This is a genomic window from Myxococcales bacterium (assembly GCA_016717005.1).
In the GTDB taxonomy this organism is placed as follows: Bacteria; Myxococcota_A; Polyangia; order Haliangiales; family Haliangiaceae; genus UBA2376.
Genome location: JADJUF010000008.1, coordinates 377,168 through 396,091 on the forward strand (window position 1 = coordinate 377,168; position 18,924 = coordinate 396,091).

At 74.6% G+C, this 18,924-nt stretch carries 15 protein-coding genes; 6 read left to right on the forward strand and 9 right to left on the reverse strand.

Annotated features, from left to right (window positions below; translation table 11 throughout):
- Positions 1-207: 207 nt before the first annotated feature.
- A complete protein-coding gene (locus IPL61_11400) occupies positions 208-1,341 on the reverse strand; it encodes a cysteine desulfurase (protein MBK9031912.1) in 1,134 nt (377 codons plus the stop codon).
- 102 nt (positions 1,342-1,443) lie between these two features.
- Here IPL61_11400 and IPL61_11405 point away from each other — a divergent pair, with 102 nt between their 5' ends.
- Positions 1,444-3,753, forward strand: a complete 2,310-nt coding sequence (locus IPL61_11405; GenBank protein ID MBK9031913.1) for a hypothetical protein — start codon at positions 1,444-1,446, stop codon at positions 3,751-3,753.
- A 698-nt stretch (positions 3,754-4,451) separates the two neighbouring features.
- On the opposite strand, the gene IPL61_11410 is transcribed toward IPL61_11405, so the two are convergent.
- Genes IPL61_11410 through hisC form a run of 4 tightly spaced genes read right to left on the reverse strand, consistent with a single transcriptional unit; the run spans position 4,452 to position 8,390 of the window.
- Positions 4,452-5,093: a 4'-phosphopantetheinyl transferase superfamily protein gene (locus IPL61_11410; GenBank protein MBK9031914.1), complete on the reverse strand. Its 642-nt coding sequence runs from the start codon at positions 5,091-5,093 to the stop codon at positions 4,452-4,454.
- A complete protein-coding gene (gene aroA, locus IPL61_11415) occupies positions 5,090-6,439 on the reverse strand; it encodes a 3-phosphoshikimate 1-carboxyvinyltransferase (protein ID MBK9031915.1) in 1,350 nt (449 codons plus the stop codon). Before aroA ends, IPL61_11410 begins: the two co-directional genes overlap by 4 nt.
- Complete coding sequence (locus IPL61_11420; protein ID MBK9031916.1) at positions 6,436-7,284, reverse strand: hypothetical protein; 849 nt, start codon at positions 7,282-7,284, stop codon at positions 6,436-6,438. The genes aroA and IPL61_11420 overlap by 4 nt, the downstream gene beginning before the upstream one ends.
- The gene (gene hisC / locus IPL61_11425) at positions 7,266-8,390 is read right to left on the reverse strand and encodes a histidinol-phosphate transaminase (GenBank protein ID MBK9031917.1); all 1,125 of its coding nucleotides are present in this window, start codon (positions 8,388-8,390) and stop codon (positions 7,266-7,268) included. The genes IPL61_11420 and hisC overlap by 19 nt, the downstream gene beginning before the upstream one ends.
- An 89-nt stretch (positions 8,391-8,479) precedes the next feature.
- Between hisC and IPL61_11430 the strand changes: the two genes are divergently transcribed.
- The 3 genes from IPL61_11430 (at position 8,480) to IPL61_11440 (ending at position 10,816) form a co-directional block, all read left to right on the forward strand.
- Entirely contained in the window at positions 8,480-9,874 is a 1,395-nt protein-coding gene (locus tag IPL61_11430; protein ID MBK9031918.1) for a thioredoxin family protein, read from the forward strand.
- A 105-nt stretch (positions 9,875-9,979) separates the two neighbouring features.
- Positions 9,980-10,318 (forward strand): hypothetical protein, encoded by a 339-nt coding sequence (locus tag IPL61_11435; protein MBK9031919.1) that lies wholly within the window; start codon positions 9,980-9,982, stop codon positions 10,316-10,318.
- A 177-nt stretch (positions 10,319-10,495) separates the two neighbouring features.
- The gene (locus IPL61_11440; protein ID MBK9031920.1) at positions 10,496-10,816 is read left to right on the forward strand and encodes a four helix bundle protein; all 321 of its coding nucleotides are present in this window, start codon (positions 10,496-10,498) and stop codon (positions 10,814-10,816) included.
- Between the two features lie 444 nt (positions 10,817-11,260).
- Here IPL61_11440 and IPL61_11445 read toward each other — a convergent pair whose 3' ends face one another.
- The 4 genes from IPL61_11445 to IPL61_11460 all read right to left on the reverse strand — a co-directional run bounded on the left by IPL61_11445 (position 11,261) and on the right by IPL61_11460 (position 16,737).
- Positions 11,261-13,123, reverse strand: coding sequence for a zinc-ribbon domain-containing protein (locus IPL61_11445; protein ID MBK9031921.1), 1,863 nt, complete (start codon positions 13,121-13,123; stop codon positions 11,261-11,263).
- 136 nt (positions 13,124-13,259) lie between these two features.
- Positions 13,260-14,549 carry an adenylosuccinate synthase gene (locus IPL61_11450; GenBank protein ID MBK9031922.1) on the reverse strand — a complete coding sequence of 430 codons (1,290 nt, stop codon included), beginning with the start codon at positions 14,547-14,549 and terminating at the stop codon, positions 13,260-13,262.
- A 22-nt stretch (positions 14,550-14,571) separates the two neighbouring features.
- Positions 14,572-15,876 (reverse strand): ATP phosphoribosyltransferase regulatory subunit, encoded by a 1,305-nt coding sequence (gene hisZ, locus IPL61_11455; protein ID MBK9031923.1) that lies wholly within the window; start codon positions 15,874-15,876, stop codon positions 14,572-14,574.
- Positions 15,877-15,957: 81 nt separating this feature from the next.
- Positions 15,958-16,737 (reverse strand): Nif3-like dinuclear metal center hexameric protein, encoded by a 780-nt coding sequence (locus IPL61_11460; protein MBK9031924.1) that lies wholly within the window; start codon positions 16,735-16,737, stop codon positions 15,958-15,960.
- A gap of 104 nt (positions 16,738-16,841) precedes the next feature.
- Here IPL61_11460 and IPL61_11465 point away from each other — a divergent pair, with 104 nt between their 5' ends.
- Together IPL61_11465 and IPL61_11470 are read left to right on the forward strand one after the other, a co-directional pair.
- Positions 16,842-18,470, forward strand: a complete 1,629-nt coding sequence (locus tag IPL61_11465) for a methylmalonyl-CoA mutase (protein ID MBK9031925.1) — start codon at positions 16,842-16,844, stop codon at positions 18,468-18,470.
- 22 nt (positions 18,471-18,492) lie between these two features.
- Complete coding sequence (locus IPL61_11470; protein MBK9031926.1) at positions 18,493-18,915, forward strand: hypothetical protein; 423 nt, start codon at positions 18,493-18,495, stop codon at positions 18,913-18,915.
- Positions 18,916-18,924: the final 9 nt, after the last annotated feature.

An 18,924-nucleotide genomic window follows, 5' to 3' on the forward strand; every position in this document is an offset into this window, starting at 1 on the left:
CCAGGAACCGAAGCCGGAACCGAAACCGGAGCCGGAGCCGAACCCGGACCCGGACCCGGAGCGGAGTCGGAACCGGAGCCGGACCCGGACCCGGAACCGGAGCCGGAACCGGACCCGGAACCGGACCCGGAGCCGGAACCGGAGTCGGAACCGGAGCCGGAACCGGAGCCGCACCCCGAACCGCCGGCGCCAGAACCGGCCCCGGCGTCAGCCCGCCGCGCGGGCGCGCGCGACCAGCGTCGGCAACAGCGCCGCGACCGCGTCGACCTCGGCGTCGGTCGTGCTCGGCCCCAGCGACAGCCGCAGGCCGCCGCGCGCGGCCTCGGGATCGAGCCCGAGCGCCAGCAGTACCGGCGACGGCGCCACCGAGCCCGAGCTGCAGGCGGCGCCGGCCGAGGCGTCGACCCCGGCCAGGTCGAGCGCCATCACCAGCGTCTCGCCGCGGACGCCGTCGAACCGCGCGTTGACCGTGTGGCCGGTCCGGACCGCGCCGGCGCCGTGGACGTGCGCGCCCGGGATCGCCCGGATCGCCGCCTCGAGCCGCGCCGCGCGCGCGGGCACCGCCGCGGCCTCCACCAGGTCGACCGCCGCCGCGGCCGCGCCGAAGCCGATCGCGCCCAGCAGGTTCTCGGTGCCGGGTCGACGGCCGCGCTCCTGGTGACCGCCCGGGTGCGGCGGCGCCAGGGTGACGCCGGGCGCGGTCCACAGCGCGCCCACGCCGGCCGGGCCGCCGAGCTTGTGGCTCGACAGCGCCACGGCGTCGGCGACCGCGGCGATCGGGCCGAGCTCGACGCGCCCGGCTGCGGCGATCGCGTCGACCACCACCCGGGCGCCGACGGCCCGCGCCGCCGGCGCCAGCGCGGGGATGTCGGCGATCGTCCCGAGCTCGTGGTTGGCCGCGGCCAGCGCGACGATCGCCGGCCGGTGGGCCAGCGCGTCGGCCCACGACGCCGGGTCGATGAGGCCCTCGGCGTCGACCGCGATCACGTGGACCCGCCAGCCGCGCTCAGCCAGCGCGGCCGCGGCGCCGTGGACGGCCGGATGTTCGCTCGCCACCAGCGCGACGCCGCGGGCCGGCGCCGCGCCCGCGGCCAGGCCGATCAGGGCCGCGAACAGGGCCTCGGTCCCGCCGCTCGTGAACACGACTCGATCGATCGGATCGGTGTCGTCACCGAGGAGCCCTGCGACCTGGCGCCGCGCGCGCTCGAGGAGCGCGCGGGCCCGGCGGCCCCGGGTGTGGATCGAGGACGGGTTGCCAAACTCGTCGAGCGCCGCCGTCATCGCCGCCCGGGCCACGCCATGGAGCGGGGCGCCAGCGTTGTGGTCGAGATAAATCCGCATGGGGGTTCGTTGACACCGGTGCGCGGGTGCCGACATGATCGGTCCGTCGCTGGGTCGGGGTCGTCGCCGAGACGATCGCGCATCTCGGCCGACGGATCCATCGTGGCCGACGACGCCGGAGCATTGCTAGTCCGCGCGGGTCTCATCGCAGACCAGGCGCTCGCGAGCGCGCGCACGGCCCAGCGCCACAGCGGCGGCACGCTGGGCGAGCACCTCGTCGCCACGGGCGCGGTCAGCGACGAGGGCCTCACCGAGTTCTACCGCAGCCGGCTCATGGTCCCGCAGGTCAGCCCGTCGACCCTGGCCAAGCTGTCGACGGCCGTGGTCGCGCTCTTGCCGGCCGACATGGCGGTCGAGTTCCGGGTCATGCCGGTCAGCATCGACAAGGACGGCAACCTGACCGTCGCGATGTCGGACCCGAGCGACCGCCACGCCGTCGACGAGATCGGGTTCTTCACCGGCAAGTACGTGGTCCGCGCGGTCGCGACCCAGATGCAGATCGCGTGGTGCCTGGCCCACTACTACGACTACGTCACCGAGCTAGCGGAGCGCCTGATGCAGCCGGTGGCGACGGCGCTGGCCAGCCGCGCGGCGCCCGCGCCGGCCGCGCCGCAGCCGACCCGGACCAAGGGCGACACCGCCAAGGTCGACGCCGCGCGCCACCGGGTGCTGGTCCCGGCCACCACGCCGCCGCCGGTGCCGGACCGGCCCGGGCCCGAGTCGCTCGATCGATCGGCCCCGGCCCCGGCCCCCGCGCCCGAGCCCGTCACGATCGAGATGGAGTCGGACGAGCCCGACGACGGCGCGTTCGCGCCCGAGCAGCCGCTGGCCCCGCCGCCGCCGCGCATGTCGGCCCCGGCCCCCGCGGTCGCGCTCGCGGCCGACGCCTTCGGCGGCAGCCCGACGGTGGTGGTCAGCGCCGAGGCCAGCCGCCCGCAGCGGAGCCGCCCGGCTGCGCCCGATCCGCCCGAGCTGGCGGCGCGCTCCGGCGAGGTCACCGGCCACGGCCGCGACGGCCGCGTCGACGTCCCGTCGATCACGGTCGAGATCAACCTCGGCGAGGAGCCCGAGCTCGAGGCCGCGGTCATCGCGCTCGATCGCCGACGCGCGTCCTCGCCGCCGCCGGTCATGGTCGTCAGCGCCGGCGAGGTGTCCGAGGCGACGCCGCTCGCGGATCGCGAGGAGGTCGCGATCATCCACGACACCCTCGTCGACACCGAGTCGGCGCCGATCCTGCTCGAGCACTTCCGCCGCGGCGAGGCCCCGCCCGACGAGGCCCCGGCCGCGCCCGAGGCCACCACCGACGAGCCGTCGGGGCCGATCCTGTTGCTCGAGCGCAAGAAGGGCCTGGCCCCGCGGCGCGACAAGCACACCGTGCTGGGCATCGGCCTGCTCGGGCCGATCCCGCGCTCGACCGAGCCGCCGCCGCTCGGGCCGCGCTCACCGACGCTGCCACCGCCGATGGGCGACGAGCTGGCCGAGGCGGTGCCGCAGGTGGTGACCGACGAGGAGGCCGCCACCCGCCGGCTCGAGGTCGAGCCGCGCGCGCCCGACGTCGACGCCGGCTGGGACGACGACACCGTCCAGACCTTCGGCCCGCCGGGCACCACCATCCCGCCGCCGTACCTGGGCGCCGCGGAGCTGATCGAGGACGCGCCCTCAGGCCAGATCCCGCTGACCACCGCCGACGCCGACTCGGCGCCGATCGCGGCCGCGCGCCCGGTCGCCCCGGCGCCGGCTCACCGGCTCGAGGCCCTGCGCCCGGTCGCCCCGAGGCTCGAGGCCCTGCGCCCGGTCGTCCCGAGGCCCACGCCTCAGGGCGAGCCCACGCCCGAGGGCGAGCCCGCGCCCGAGGTCGAGCCGCCCCGGTCGGCGGCCGCGGCCCGCCGCCGATCGATCGCGCCCCCGCCCGACCCGGCCGCGCTGGCCCGGCAGCTCGAGGAGGCGTCGCTGGCGCTGGTCGATCTGCTCCGGAGCTTCGACGCCGCGACCACGCGCGATCACGTGATCGCGATGCTGATCGACTTCGTCGCGTCGTCGCACCACCGGGTCGCGTTCCTGGCCGCCAAGGGCCGCGAGCTCAGTGCGTTCATGCAGGTGCCGGCGCCGCTGCCCGGCGCCGAGATGGCCCGGCTCGACCTGACCACGCCGTCGACGTTCCAGGACGTGGTCGGCACGCGCCTGCCCTACCGCGGGCCGATCGGCGACGCCGCCAGCCGCGGCCTCGTCAAGGCGATGTTCGGCTCCCCCACCGACGACATCCTGGCGGTGCCCGTGGCGGTGCGCGACCGCGTCGTCGGCGTCATCTACGCCGACGGCCGCTACCGCCACTCGTACGACGAACACGTCACCGTCGGCGGCCGCGCCGCCGGCCTCGCGCTCGAGCGCATCCTCAAGGGCAAGCGGCACTGAGTTTCCAGGGAGGCCTGTCGCCAGGTCGCCAGCCCCGACGCCCGGCGCACGCCCGGCGCATGGACCGGTGCTCGACCGAAAGCTGACAAGGTCTGCACTGAGTTTCCAGGGAGGCCTGTCGCCAGGCCTCCCCTCGTCGGGGGCAAGCCCCGACGAGCCTCCCCTCCGAGACGCGAAACGCCCGGCGCATGGACCGGTGCTCGACCGAAAGCTGACAAGGTCTGCACTGAGTTTCCAGGGAGGCCTGTCGCCAGGCCTCCCCTCGTCGGGGGCAAGCCCCGACGAGCCTCCCCTCCGAGACCGAAACGCCGATGGACCGGGCTCGACCGAAAGCGACAAGGTCGCCGAGTTTCAGGAGGCCTGTGCCTCCCTCGGGGGAGCCCCGACGAGCCTCCCCTCCGAGACGCGAAACGTCCGGCGCATGGACCGGTGCTCGACCGAAAGCTGACAAGGTCTGCACTGAGTTTCCAGGGAGGCCTGTCGCCAGGCCCAGGCAGGTGCAGGGGTGCTCCGAAGTCCGAGGTCTCATCCAGACCAGGTCGGCACCTCGGGGGCAAGCCCCGACAGGGCCCCCAACCAAGACGCGAGACGCCCGGCGCGTCGACCGGTGCTCGACCGAAAAGAACCTGACAAGCGCTGAGTCCAGCGTCGGCGCCGGAACCGGACCTCGCGTGGAGCGCGGAGTTCGCGCCGCGCGGTCAGCGTCGCCGCGCCCGGGCGGTCGCGATCCAGTGGGCGTCGTGGGCGGCGCAGGCGACCTCGACCTCGAGGCCCCAGGCGTCGGGCACCTCGACGATCGCGGCGTCGGCGCGCGGATCGCGCAGCGCCACCTCGTGAAAGCCGACGTAGCGGCCCAGGTACGGATCGATCGCCTTGTAGACCGCCTCCTTGATCGCGAAGGTGCGCACGACCGCGCGCCGCTGCTCGTCGGGGACGAGGTGCGCGAGCGCGGCCTGCTCGGGCGGCGTCAGCACCCGGCGGCTGATGTCGGTGGCGCGCGGCGCGCGCAGCTCGAGATCGATGCCGATCGTCCAGCCCTGAGCCGGCGCCGCCAGCGCGATCGCCAGCGTGGCCTTGTGGCTGATCGAGCCGACCACCTCGGGCGGCAGCAGCGGCGCGCCGCGCGGGTCGGCGTCGATCGGGCCCAGCGCCGGCGCCAGGCCCAGCTCGGCGATCGCGGCTCGGAGCGCGCGGCGCCCGGCCAGGAACTCGCGGGCGCGGCCATCGCGGTAGCGGGCGGCGGCGACGCGCTCGTCGGGGTGGTTGCCATCGACGGCGTCGTCGACCGCCACCGCCACCGCGCGGCCGTGGGCCAGCTCGAGCGCGAACGGCGCGGTCACGGCTCGACGCGGAGGTCGGCGCCGAGGCTGGTGAGCGCGGCGACGAAGCCGGGGTACGAGGTGGCGACGTTGTCGGCGTCGTCGATCCGCGACGGCCCGTCGGCGACCAGCGCCAGCACCGTGCCGGCCATCGCGATCCGGTGATCGCCGGCCGAGTCGACCCGGGCCGCGCGCAGCGTCCGGCGGCCGCGCCCGACCACGACCAGCCCCTCGCCCTGCGCCTCGGCGTCGACGCCGAACGCGCGCAGCATCGCGACCGTGGTCGCGATCCGGTCCGACTCCTTGACCTTGAGCTCGCCGGCGTCCTCGATCACCGTCTCGCCCTCGGCCAGCGCCGCGACCGCCGCCAGGATCGGGATCTCGTCGATCGCGCGCACGGTCAGCTCGCCGGCGATCCGCGTGGCGCGCAGCGCCGGCGCCGGGCCGCGCACGTCGATCGTCACGCCGTCCTCGCCCGGGTAGTAGGTCACCGGATCCCGCGTCGGCGCGACCCAGCCCATCGCCGCCAGCGCGTCGAGGAAGCCGGTGCGGGTCGGGTTCTGGTTGACGCCGACGCAGCTCACGCCGTCGCCGCCCACGCCGGCCACCAGCGCCGCCGCCAGGATGAACGCCGCCGAGCTGGGATCGCCGGGCACGGTGATCTGATCGATCGCCAGCGCGCCGTCCCAGCCGCCGGCGTGGACCTCGACCTCGCGATCGCGCACGCGGATCGGCGCGCCCATCGCGGTCAGCAGGTGCTCGGAGTGATCGCGCGAGCGCCACGGCTCGCGCACGCGGGTGGTGCCGTCGGCGCACAGGCCCGCCAGCACCAGCGCGGTCTTGACCTGCGCCGACGCGATCGCCAGCGCGTGGTCGCAGCCGCGCAGGCGCTCGGCGCAGGCCGCGATCGTCAGCGGCGGGCTCACGTCGACGCCGCCGGCGCGGCCGGTGATGTGCGCGCCCATGGCGCGCAGCGGCGCGATCACCCGGGCCATCGGCCGGCGCGACAGCGACTCGTCGCCGAACAGCTCGCTGGCGAACGGCTGCCCGGCCAGCAGCCCGGTCAGGAGCCGGATCGTCGTGCCCGAGTTGCCGCAGTCGATCGGCGCTGGCGGCGCGTGCAGGTGGCGCAGCCCCGGGCCGCGCACGATCAGCGCGTCGCCGACCCGCTCGGTGGTCGCGCCGAGCGCGATGATCGCGCGGGCGGTGCGGCCGTTGTCGGCGCCGCCGCCGAGGCCGCGGATCCGCACCCGCGTCCGCGCCAGCGCCGAGAACAAGAGCGCGCGGTGGCCGACCGACTTGTCGCCGGGCGCGGTGACCTGCCCCGCGAGGGGGCGGCCGGTGGGCGTGACGACGAAGGCGGTCATGGCTCGCCGTGAGCTTGCCAGCGCGCGACCGCGCGCGCGAGCCGCCCCGGCCCGATCACGATCGTCGCGGTCGCGCCGCCGCGGGTCGCGACCACCTCGGCCGCGGCCAGCGGCGGCGTCAGGCCCAGCGCCCGCACCTCGCGCACCGCCGCCAGGCGGTCGCGCCAGCCGGTCACCGCCCCGACGTCGACGCCGTCGACCCAGACGATCGCCGCGAGGTCGTCGGCGACGTCGAGCCAGGCCGCCAGCGCGGTCGGCGCGGCCGCGGTCTCGAGCGCCTCGCGCAGCCCACGCCGGGCGTCGTCGTCGAACCGCGCCGCGACCCGGATCGCCGCGCCCTCGGCCGCGGCCGGCATCACCGCGGCCCGCGCCGCCATCAACGCCGCGTCGTCGGCCAGGCTGGCGCCGGGCGCCACCGCCAGGATCGCCGCGGCCTCGCCCTCGTCGGTCAGCACCCAGACGTCATCGGTCAGCGCGACGCCGTCGCGGGGCCGGTGCCCGCCCTGCACGACGGTCAGGGTGTGGGCGTCGGGCCGGCCCACCGCGTAGGCCGCCAGCACCACCGCGTCGGCGTCGACCAGCGCCGCGGCGGAAGGCACCGCGTCGACCGGCGCCGCGCCCCCGTCGATGACCGCCCGCGCGACCGCGCCGACCGCCGGGTTGGCCCGCAGCCGCGCCAGGTCGAGCTCGACCACCAGGGCCGCGCCTGGCGGCAGCCGCGGCAAGAGCGCGTCCCCGGCGGTGGCGGCCCGGGTCGGCACCGACGGCGACGGCGGCGACGACCGCGGCGACGATCCGCAGGCGCACGCGAGCGCCGCGCCGAGCGCTAGGCCAGCACCGCGCACAGCGCCTTGATCACGCGATCCATCTGGTCGGCGGCGGCGATCGACGCGCGCAGGCAGGTCGGCAGGCCCCAGGCGGCCATCGGGCGCACGATCACGCCCTGGCGCAAGAGCGCGTCGTAGAGCGGCCCCGCCGGGCGCCCGGTCTCGATCAGCGCAAAGTTGGCCAGCGACGGGTAGACGATCACCCCGGGGCCGTGGACCTCGGCCCGGAGCCGCTCGATGCCGCGCCGCCCGAGCGCCGCCGACCGCAGCACGTGGTCGCGATCGTCGAGCGCCGCGGTGGCCGCGACCTGGGCCAGCGTGCCGACGTGGAACGTCCGCACCACGCGCCCCAGGATCTCGATCACCGTCGGGTGCGCGATCGCGTAGCCGACCCGCAGCGCCGCCAGCCCGTAGATCTTCGAGAACGTGCGCAGGACCACGACGCGCGGGTCGCGCCGCAGCATCGCCAGCCCGTCGACGTGCTCGACCTCGGGCCAGGCCGCGGCGTAGTCGTAATAGGCCTCGTCGATCACCAGCAGCGACGTCGCCGGCAGCGCCTCGAGCACCCGCGTCACCTCGGCCGCGGTCCAGACCGCGCCGGTGGGGTTGTTGGGCGAGCCGATCACGCACAGCTTGGTGCGCGGGGTGATCCCCGCGATCAGCGCGTCGATGTCCGCGCCCAGCGGGGTCGCGGCGGTCGCGACGAACCGCCGCCCCGCCACCGCCGCCGCCAGCTTGTAGCTGAGGAAGCCGAGCGCCGGCGACAGCATCTCCTCGTCGGGGCCGACCAGCGCGAGCACCAGCTGGTAGAGCAGATCGTTCGAGCCGGCGCCGAGCGCGAGCTGGTCGGGCCGGACGTCGAGCTGGGCCGCCAGAGCCGCCCGCAGCACGTGCCCCGACGCGTCGGGGTACAGGTGCACGCTGCCGATCGCCCCCGCGACCGCCGCGAGCGCCTTGGGCGACGGACCCAGCGGGTTCTCGTTCGACGCGACCTTGAGCGCGCCGCTGATGCCCAGCTCGCGCTCGAGCTCCTCGATCGGCTTGCCGGGCTGGTACGCCTCGAGCTGGCGGACGTGGTCGGGCGCGAGCTCGGCGAGGGCGGGCAAGACGAGGTCGGGGGCCATGAGCCGGGACACTACACCGCGGGGCGCCCCGGTTCGAAGTGCGCCTGCGGAATCGCCACCGCTGCGACGCCGGTTATAGTCCCACCGCCGTGAAGTACCTATCGCCCCGTCGCCCCCACCCCGCGCTGCGCCTGGCCCCGTGGCTGATCCTGGCGGTGCTGCTGCTGCTGCCGCAGATCGCCCACGCCGACGACGGCACCGTGTTCGAGGAGTACAAGTCCAAGGGCCTGGCCTGGGCGTACCTCGGGGCGTTCGGCTTCGGCCTGTTGACGTCGCTGACGCCGTGCGTCTACCCGATGATCCCGATCGTCGTCGGCATCTTCGGTGGCCGCGGCGCGTCCGTGTCCCGCGGCCGCGCGCTGCTCCTGGCCACGCTGTACGTCGTCGGCATGGGCCTGATGTTCGCGGGGCTGGGCGTCGTGTTCGCGATGATCGGCAAGCGCTCGGGCTCGCTCCTGGGCGATCCGGTCGTCGTCATCCCGATCGTGCTCCTGTACCTGATCCTGGCCGCGTCGATGTTCGGCGCCTTCGAGCTGCAGCTGCCGATGGCCCTGCAGCAGAAGCTGTCGTCGGTGAGCGGCGACGGCGCGGCCGGCGCGTTCGGCATGGGCCTGGTCGGCGGCTTCACCGCCGCGCCGTGCACCGGGCCGTTCCTGCTCGGCATCCTCGGCTACGTCGCCCAGACCAAGGACGTCGTCGTCGGCTCGACGCTCTTGTTCACGTACGCGCTCGGCATGGGCGTCTTGTTCTGGGTGCTGGCCGCGTTCGCGGTGGCGCTGCCCAAGAGCGGGCGCTGGATGGAGTGGATGAAGTCGCTGGGCGGCATCGCGCTGGTGATCGCGGGCATCCACTTCCTCAAGCCGATCGCGCCGTCGATCGAGCGGATCGTCGCGACGCCGGGCTGGTTCCTCGCGGCCGCCCTGGCGCTGGCCGCGGGCGGCCTGGCGCTGGGCGCGATCCACCTGTCGTTCCACGACGCCTGGGGCGTGCGCCTGCGCAAGGGCGCCGCGGTCGCGATGACCGTCATCGGGTTCAGCCTCGCGATCAACTGGATGCTCGCGGTCGATCGCCACCTGGCGTGGGTCCGCGGCGACGAGGCCGCCGCCTTCGCCAAGGCCAAGGCCGAGGGCAAGGGCGTGATGATCGACTTCTGGGCGTCGTGGTGCACGCCGTGCAAGGAGTTCGAGCACACCTTCGCCGCGTCGCCGGTGTTCGAGACGATCAACGCGAACTTCGTGCCGCTGCAGATCGACATGACCGCCGAGAGCGACGCGACGAGCGCGATCCAGGAGCGCTACAGCGCCGGCACGCCGACGGTGATCTTCCTGACCGCCGACGGCAAGGAGCTCGGCCGGTTCCACGAGTACGTCACGCCCGGCCCGTTCATGAAGGTGCTCGGCCCCGCCGCCGACGCGGTCAAGGCCGGCCAGACCGCCGCGCTCGAGCCGCCGCCGGCGACCGGCGCGACCGCCGCGACGCCGTAGGCACGCGTTCGGGGGGCCGGATCCCGGGTCCGGGGTTGGCTCGGGGGCCGGGTCCGTGGTCCGGTTCAGACACCGGGTCCGGTTCCGGGTTCCGGGTCCGGCTCCGTGGTCCGGTTCCGGCTCCGGGTCCGGGTCCGGCTCCGGCTCCGGCTCCGGCTCCGGCTCCGGCTCCGGGTCCGGGTCAGGTCCGGGTCGGTCCGGCTCCGGGTCCGGCTCCGGCTCCGGCTCCGGCTCCGGCTCCGGGTCCGGCTCCGGGTCCGACACCGGTTCCGGTTCCGGTTCCGGGTCCGGTTCCGGTTCCGGGTCCGGCTCCGGCTCCGGCTCCGGGTCCGGGTCCGGGTCCGACACCGGTTCCGGTTCCGGGTCCGGGTCCGGGTCCGGCTCCGTGGTCCGCGCTTCCTTGACGAGCGCGTGGATGAGTGCGGCGTTGACCTGTGTGCGTGAGCGTGGAGCTCCGTGTTCGGGGTTGCCCCTCGCGGCCCCCGCGCACGTCCCGTGCCCACGCGCCGCCGGGACGCGATCGTGTGAGGAGCGACGAGATCGAGGGCGGCGCGGTCGGGCACGAGACCTGCGCGTCGGGCCGCGGATCGGGGCGCAACCCCGAACACGGAGATCAACGTCATGCTCGATGCACAGCAGGTCACGCTCGAACTCATCACGGTGCTCAGGTCGATCGTCGAGGAAGTGCGCCGGTGCTCGCCGGATCTGGCGGAGCAACTCCGGCGCGCCGCGACCTCGGTGGCGCTGAACCTGGCCGAGGGCACGCGGCGGAGCGGCCGGGACAAGCGCCGCGTGTACCGGATCGCCGCGGCCGAGGCCCAGGAGGTCAAGAGCGCCCTCGCGGTGGCCGCCGCCTGGGGCTACGTGGCGCCCGACTCGATCGCGCCGGCGCTGGCGCTCGCCGAGCGCGTCGGCGCGATGACCTACCGGCTCGGGCGGTAGCCCGACGGGGCCCGGCACCCGATGCCGGCTTCCGGCTCCGGCTCCGGGTCCGGTTCCGGCTCCGGTTCCGGATCCGACTCCGGCTCCGACTCCGGCTCCGGTTCCGACTCTGGTTCCGGTTCCGGTTCCGGCTCCGGTCCCGGTCCCCGGTTCCGACTCCGGCTCCGGTTCCGACTCCGGCTCCGGTTCCGGCTCCGGCTCCGGTTCCGGTCCCGGCTCCGACATCGGCTCCGGCTCCGACTCCGGTTCCGGCTCCGGTTCCGGTCCCGGCTCCGACATCGGCTCCGGCTCCGACTCCGGTTCCGAGACCGTCTCCGGCTCCGCAACCTCCGCGCGGACGCCGGCCCCGTCTCCGGGCCTCCCGCTCTACGTCACCCCGCCCGGTCGAAACCACACCCGCCGTACATCACGCACCGGGTGCAGGGATCAACACGGGTGCAGAGATCAAAACGGTACCGGGTAGCTGAACGAGCCGCCGCTCTTGGTCTTGGTGAACGACGCCTTCTTCATCGCCGTGGCGACGCACGAGCCGAGCGCCGGGTCGGGGGTGCTCTTGACGGTGACGCTGGTGACGCTGCCGTTGCCCGCCACCTTGACCGACACGAGCACCTTGCCCTTCGCCGACGACTTGGCGCTGCACGCCTTGGCGCTGGGCCGGACCTTGCTGACGCCCGCCGAGATGTCCGACTTGGTCAGGCTGTCGGGCAGGTCGCCGCCGCCGCCGCCGGTCGTGGTGCTGCCGCCGCCGCCGGTCTTCTTGCCGCCGCCGTACTTCGAGCAGCACGACGGGGGCTTGGGCGCGAGCATGCACTCGACCTCACCCATGCAGGAGCCACCGCTCGACGGGGGCGGATCCGGCGGCGGCTTGCTCGACCCGGTCGAAGGCTTGCTCGACCCGCCCGACGGCTTGTTCGACCCGCTCGACGGCTTGCTCGACCCGCTCGACGGCTTGCTCGACCCGCTGGTGGGCGGAGGGTCCGCGGGCTTGGTGACGGGGTCGGCCGGCTTGGTGCCGGGGTCGGCCGGCTTGGTGCCGGGATCCGCGGGGAGGGTCGCGCCCGGGTCCGCGGGCTTGGTGCCCGGATCCGCGGCGGTGCCCGCGGACGGATCCGGCAGGTCAGGCTTGTCGGACGGCTTGTCCTTGTCGGACGGCTCGTCCTTGTCGTTGGCCGCCACCGCCGGGGTCTTGTTGTCGCTCTTGCCCAGCACCACGACGACCAGCACCACCGCGAGGATCGCGAGGAAGGCCACCGCGCCCAGCAGGATGTAGAGCATCTTGTTGTTGTTGCGCGACCCGCCCATCGACGGGATGATCACCGCCGGCTCGCTGAACGCCGCCGTCGAGAACACCGGCAGGTCGTCGGCCGAGCCGACCCTGGGGCCGCCCGGCGACATGCCCGGCTTGGCGCCGCCGAGGTAGGCGCTGGCCATCGAGCGGATGTCGATCAGGCCCGAGCCCTCGCCACCGCCGTGACCCGCGGTGCCGGGCGCCGAGCTCGACGACGACGACGGCGCGGCGGCGGCGCGGGGCTGATCGCTCGCGAGCGCGGCGAGGTTGCCGAGCGAGAACAGGACCGAGTTCTCGTTGCGCTGGCCCTTCATCGACGACACCGTCGCCGGCTGGGCCGACTTGGCCTCGTTGCCGAACAGGGGCGCGTCGGCGTCCGGCGGCGCGCCGGTGCGACGGCTCGAGCGCGCGGGCTCGGCCGCCTTCTGGCCGAACAGATCGCCGCCGCCATCGTCGTCCTGCTTGGCGGCATGGGCGGCGAACACGTCGCCCGGGTCGCCCTTCGCGGGCGCCGACGGATCCTCGTAGTTGCTCGCGCCGAACATGCTGGCGACCGCGTCGGCACCGGACGACGGCTGGGCCGTGGTGGTGCTGCCGCTCGCGAGCAGGTTCGCGAAGTCGGGCACCTGCGCCAGGGGCAGCCAGTCGGCGAAGCCCTCGCGCCAGATGTACGACTCACCGTCGATCTCGCCGGCGGCGAACCGGGTCTGGACCTCGGCCACCGTCAGCGGGCCGACCTGCTCCTGGTCGACGACGATGTGCCAGACCCCCTCGTCGGCCCCGGGCGGCGGCGCGCCACCTTCGTAGCCGCCGTAGTCGTAGACCCGGGTCTCCTTCTGATCGAAGCTGCCCGGGGCGGGCGCTGCGGCCGCCGGGGCCGCCGCTTCGTCAGCGCCGCCGGTGCCCCGGACGACGATGATGTTGCTGCACTTCTTGCAGCGAATCTTGAAGACCTTGCCTTGGACCTTCTCGTCGGCAATCGAGTACTTCGCAGAACAGGCATCGCAGACGATCTTCATGGTCGTTCCTAAATTCTCGCCGTTCGCGAGAGGTCGTTCGAGGGCTTGGAACCCCCGGCCCCCTCGGACCTTGGAGAAATCGTATCACCCGCCACGACGCCTTCGCCACTCCTGGGCGGCCGCTTCCGCCGCGACTTCACTCGCGAAACGGATCACGCAGGACGATCGTCTCGTCCCGATCCGGGCCCACCGACACCAGGTAGAACGGCACGCCGGCCAGGCGCTCGACGGTGTCGACGTACTGGCGCGTCGTGGGCGGCAGGTCGTCGAAGCTCCGGATCCCTGCCAGCGACGTCCAGCCGGGGTAGCTCGCGAACACCGGCTCGGCCCGGGCGATGTCGTCGGGGTCGGTCGGCAGCTCGTCGAGCTCGCGGCCGTCGATCTTGTAGGCGACGCAGACCCGGACCTCGGGCAGCCCGGCCAGCACGTCGAGCTTGGTCAGCGCCAGCCCATCCATGCCCGAGAGCCGCACGCCCAGGCGCAGGGCCGGCAGATCCAGCCAGCCGCACCGCCGCGGCCGACCGGTGGTGGCGCCGAACTCGCCGCCGGCCTGCCGCAGCGCCTCGGCCGCGTCGCCGTGCAGCTCGGTCGGGAACGGCCCGGCCCCGACCCGCGTGGCGTAGGCCTTGGTGATGCCGACGACGCGATCGATCTTCGACGGCCCGATGCCGGTCGACTGGCAGGCGCCCGCGGCGATCGTCGACGACGACGTCACGAACGGGTACGTGCCGTGATCGAGATCGAGCAGCGTGCCCTGGGCGCCCTCGAACAGCACGTTGACCCCGGCCTTGATCTTCTCGGCCACGAACCGGCTGGCGTCGCCGACGTGGGGCCGCAGCGCCGCGCCGGCGGCGAGCGCGTCGGCGATCCAGCCCTCGATCTCGGCCGCGGTCGGCGCCGCGCCGCCGAAGTGGAGCATGATCGGCACCAGCTCGTCGAGGTTGGCCGCGACCAGGTCGCGCAGGCGCTCGGGCCGGAACAGATCGCGGATGCGCACGCCCCGGCGCGCGGCCTTGGCCTCGTAGGCCGGGCCGATGCCGCGGCGGGTGGTGCCGATCGCGCCCTTGCGGCCCTCGCGCAGCTCCTCGACGCGCTTGTGGTACGGCAGGATCACGTGGGCGTCCTGGCCGATCAGCAGCTCCCCGTGGGCGAGGAGGCCCCGCGCGGTGAGCTCGGCGATCTCGTCGAGCAGGGTGCGGGGATCGATCACCATGCCACCGCCGAGCACGCACGGCTTGCCCGGGTGGCACACGCCCGACGGCACCAGGTGCGTGACCAGCTTCTGGCCCTTGATGACCAGCGTGTGGCCGGCGTTGGCGCCACCGCCGTAGCGCACGACGGTGTCGGCCGCCTCGGCGTAGAGATCCACGACCTTGCCCTTGCCCTCATCGCCCCACTGGGCGCCGACCACGATCACGACGGACATCGGAGGCTCCTTGGTTCCTGGATCAGCGCGCGGGTGCGCCCGCGAAGATAGTGGCGAGCGCGCCGCCGTCACCAGCGATCGCGGCGGCGATCGCGGCGGGCGGGATCGCGACCTCGCCGGCCGCGGTCGTGAGGCGGGCCGCGGCCACGTCGAGGACGTGCGACCAGCCGGTCTCGGCGGCGTAGCCCGGGGGCAGCGGCGCGCCGACGTCACGCGACGGCAGGTGGGGCGCGGCCCGGACGTCGGCGCCGCGCAGGGCCGCGGCGATGCGCGCGGCGTCGGCGACGGCCGCGGCGACCACCAGCACGCCCGGCGGCGGCTCGGGCGCGGCCAGGCCGATCGCCCGCTGGGCGCCGGCGATGGCCTCGATGTCGACCGCGAAGCCGACCGCGCCGGTCGGCCGACCGTAGCGACCGACCAGGCCGTCGTAGCGACCGCCGCGGACGATCGCGTCGGCGGCGCCGCGCGCGTAGCCGGCGAAGCGCACGCCGGTGTAGTACTCGAAGCCGCGCCCGAGGCCGAGGTCGGCCGACAGCCGGGTCATCGGCGCCAGCACGGCGATCCGCGCCGCCAGATCGGCCAGCGCCACCAGGGCGGCCTGGGTCCGCGGGGTCCACGACAGCGCCTGGGCCCGGGCCAGCACAAGGCCGATCGGCCCCCACAGCTCGACCAGCTCGACCAGCCGCGCGCGGTCGGCCTCGGCCAGACCGGCGGCGGCGCGGGCGACCGCGTGGCGATCCTTGCGCGCGAGCGCGGTGGCCAGGGCGGCGCGGACCTCGCCGTCGGCGACCGCCGCGAGCGCCTCGGTCGCGAACGCGACGTGGCCCAGATCGATCTGCACGTCGGCCAGGCCGGTCGCGGCCAGCGCGGTCGCGGCCAGCGCGATCGTCTCGGCGTCGGCGTCGATGCCGTCGGCGCCGATCAGCTCGATGCCGGCCTGGAGGATCTCGCGCTGCGCCAGCGCGCCGTGGCCGGCCGCGACCAGGCGATTGACCGAGCCCTCGTAGCACAGCCGCACCGGGCCGCCGACGTCGGCCAGCCGGGTCGCCGCGAGCCGCGCCACCTGCGGCGTGATGTCGGGCCGCAGCGCCACGACCTCGCCGGTGCCGGGCTCGACGAACCGGATCGCCGCGGCCCGGGCGTCGACGCCGAGGCCGCGCTCGAGCACGTCGGCGCACTCGAACACCGGCGTGATGATGCGGGCGTAGCCCCAGGCCTCGAACGTCGCCAGCAGGCGCTCGGCGATGCCGCGGCGACGCGCGGCCGCGCGCGGCAAGAAGTCGCGGACGCCGGCGGGCAGGCGGACAGGGCTGGGCGTGGTCGTCATGGGTTCGGCACGGTCAACGGTGGAGCGCGGTCTGGGAGGTCACGGCGGGTGAGGTCACGGCGGATCTGATCACCGCGGCGATCACAGCGGCGTCGGCACCGGCACGAAGTGGACCGACAGCGCCGGGAACTGACGGCGCAGCTCGTCGGCGACCCGGGTCGGGCCGTAGACCTCGGTCGCGTAGTGCCCGGCGGCGATCAAGGTGATCTGCAGCTCGCGCGCGAGCTCACCGGCGCGCTCGGCCAGCTCGCCGGTCACGTACAGATCGCACCCGGCCGCGGCGGCGGCCTCGACCAGATCGCCGGCGCCGCCGGAGCACAGCCCGACCTTGCGCACGATCGGCGGGCCGTACGGGAACACGAACGGCGCGGCCCGCTGCCCGAGCACGCCGGCCGTGACCCGGCCGATCGCCTCGTCGCGGGTCAGCTCGGTCGCCCAGCTCCCGGCCAGGCCCAGCGCGGTGCCGCGCACGTCGCCGAACGCGGTGCGGTCGGCCAGGGCCAGGCCGATCGCGTCGGCGAGGCCGGTGTTGTTGCCAAGGCGCGCGTGCTTGTCGAGCGGCAGGTGGTAGGCGGCCAGCGAGATGTCGTTGGCGAGCAGCAGCTTGAGCCGGCGCGCGGTCGGCCCGGTCACCAGCGGCAGGCCGCCGCCCCAGATGAGCCCGTGGTGGACGACCACCAGATCGGCGCCGAGGTCGAGCGCGCGCTCGAACAGCGTCTGGTTGGCCGAGACCCCGGTGACCACGGTGTCGACCTCGGGCGCGCCCTCGACCTGGAGCCCGTTGGGGCCGTAGTCGCGGAAGCGATCGATCTCGAGCGTCGCGTCGAGGTACGCGACCACATCGCGCAGGTGGACGGTCATCGGCGGCGGACCATACCGCTCCGGCCGCGCCGGGGCGAGCGCGGGAGCGTCGCGAACGCCGGTCGATCGCCGCAAGCCCGCGCGTGCGTGGTAAACGAGCGTCAATGGCCACGGTGAAGAAGCCCTCGCCCCCTGCCCCGTCCGAGCCCAAGACCCTGTCGGGCCTGCCGCTCAAGGCCAGCTACGGCCCCGCCGATCTGGCCCAGCGCGGGTGGACCTACGACGAGGCGCTCGGCGATCCGGGCGCGTTCCCGTTCACGCGCGGCCCGCACGCGACGATGTACCGCGGCAAGCCGTGGACGATGCGCATGTTCGCCGGCTTCGGCACGCCCGAGGACACCAACCAGCGCTTCAAGTTCTTGCTCGCCTCGGGCCAGACCGGCCTGTCGACCGCCTTCGACATGCCGACCTTGATGGGCTACGACCCCGAGCACGAGCGCTCGCTCGGCGAGGTCGGGCGCGAGGGCGTCAGCGTCGCGTCGCTCGAGGACATGACCCGGCTGTTCGGCGACATCCCGCTCGACGCCGTGTCGACGTCGATGACGATCAACGCGCCGGCGGCGGTGCTGCTCGCGCTCTACGTGGTCGTGGCCGAGCGCCAGGGCGTCACGCCCGACAAGCTCCGCGGCACGCTCCAGAACGACATGCTCAAGGAGTTCATCGCGCAGAAGGAGTGGATCAGCCCGATCCGCGGCCACATGCGGATCATCCGCGACATGCTCACGTGGTGCACGCGCGAGATGCCGCTGTGGAACACGATCTCGATCAGCGGCTACCACATCCGCGAGGCCGGGGCGACCGGCGTCCAGGAGCTGGCGTTCACGCTGGCCGACGGCATCGGCTACCTGCAGCTCGGCGTCGACGCCGGCATCCCGGTCGACGAGTTCGCGCCGCGCCTGTCGTTCTTCTGGGACGTCCACAACGACTTCTTCGAAGAGATCGCCAAGTTCCGCGCCGGCCGGCGCATGTGGGCCAAGATCGTCCGCGAGCGGTTCGGCGCGACCAACCCGCGGTCGTGGATCCTGCGCACCCACGCCCAGACCGCGGGCGTGTCGCTGATGGCGCAGCAGCCGCTCAACAACGTCGTGCGCACGACCATGCAGGCGCTGGCCGCGGTGCTCGGCGGCACCCAGAGCCTGCACACCAACAGCTACGACGAGACCTACGCGCTGCCGACCGAGGCGGCGGCGATGCTGGCGCTGCGCACCCAGCAGGTGATCCTCGAGGAGTCCGGCGTCGCCGCGGTGGCCGATCCGCTGGGCGGCAGCTACTTCATCGAGACGCTCACCGATCAGGTCGAGGCCGCGGCCTGGGAGTACATCAAGAAGATCGACGCGATGGGCGGCATCGTCCGCGCGGTCGAGGAGGGCTACCCGCAGCGCGAGATCGCCAAGTCGGCCTACGACTTCCAGCGCGGCGTCGACAGCGGCGAGCGCGGCGTCGTCGGCGTCAACAAGTACGTCTCGCCCGAGGACGACGACGGCATCCCGACGCTCAAGATCGAGGAGCACGTCGAGCGCGATCAGGTCGCGCGGTGCAAGGCCTGGAAGGCGTCGCGCGACGCCAACCTGGTCGCCGCCCGGCTGCGCGGCGTCCGCGCCGCGCTCGAGAACGACGCGATCAACGTGATGCCGCCGATCATCGACGCGGTCCGCGACGGCGTCACGGTCGGCGAGATCTGCGACGAGTTCCGGCGCGTGCTCGGCGAGCACCGCGACCCGGCGTACCTGTGACCTCGGCGCCGAGCCCTGGGCGATGATCTGCCCCACGTGCGAGGTCGCGAGCGCGCCCGGCGCGGTGTTCTGCGCCCGCTGCGGCGCCAGCTTCGTCGGGCTGCGCGACCTCCCGCCCGAGCCGTACCGCGCCCAGGGCGCGAGCGCGCCGCAGCCGTACCAGCCCCAGCCGTACCCGCCCCAGCCGTACCCGCCCCAGCCGTACCCGCCCCAGCCGTACCCGCCCCAGCCGTACGCGATGGTCCCGGTCATGCCGATGGCGATGGCGCCGTGGCGGTGCATGCGCTGCGGCTACGCCGGCCAGGCGATGATGGTCCAGAAGATCTCGTCGGGCGGCTGGGTGTTGTTCGCGGTGCTGCTGTTGTTCTTCTTCCCGCTGTGCTGGATCGGGCTGCTCATGAAGGACACCCGCTGCCAGTGCCCGATGTGCCGGGTCATGTACTGACGCGGGTCA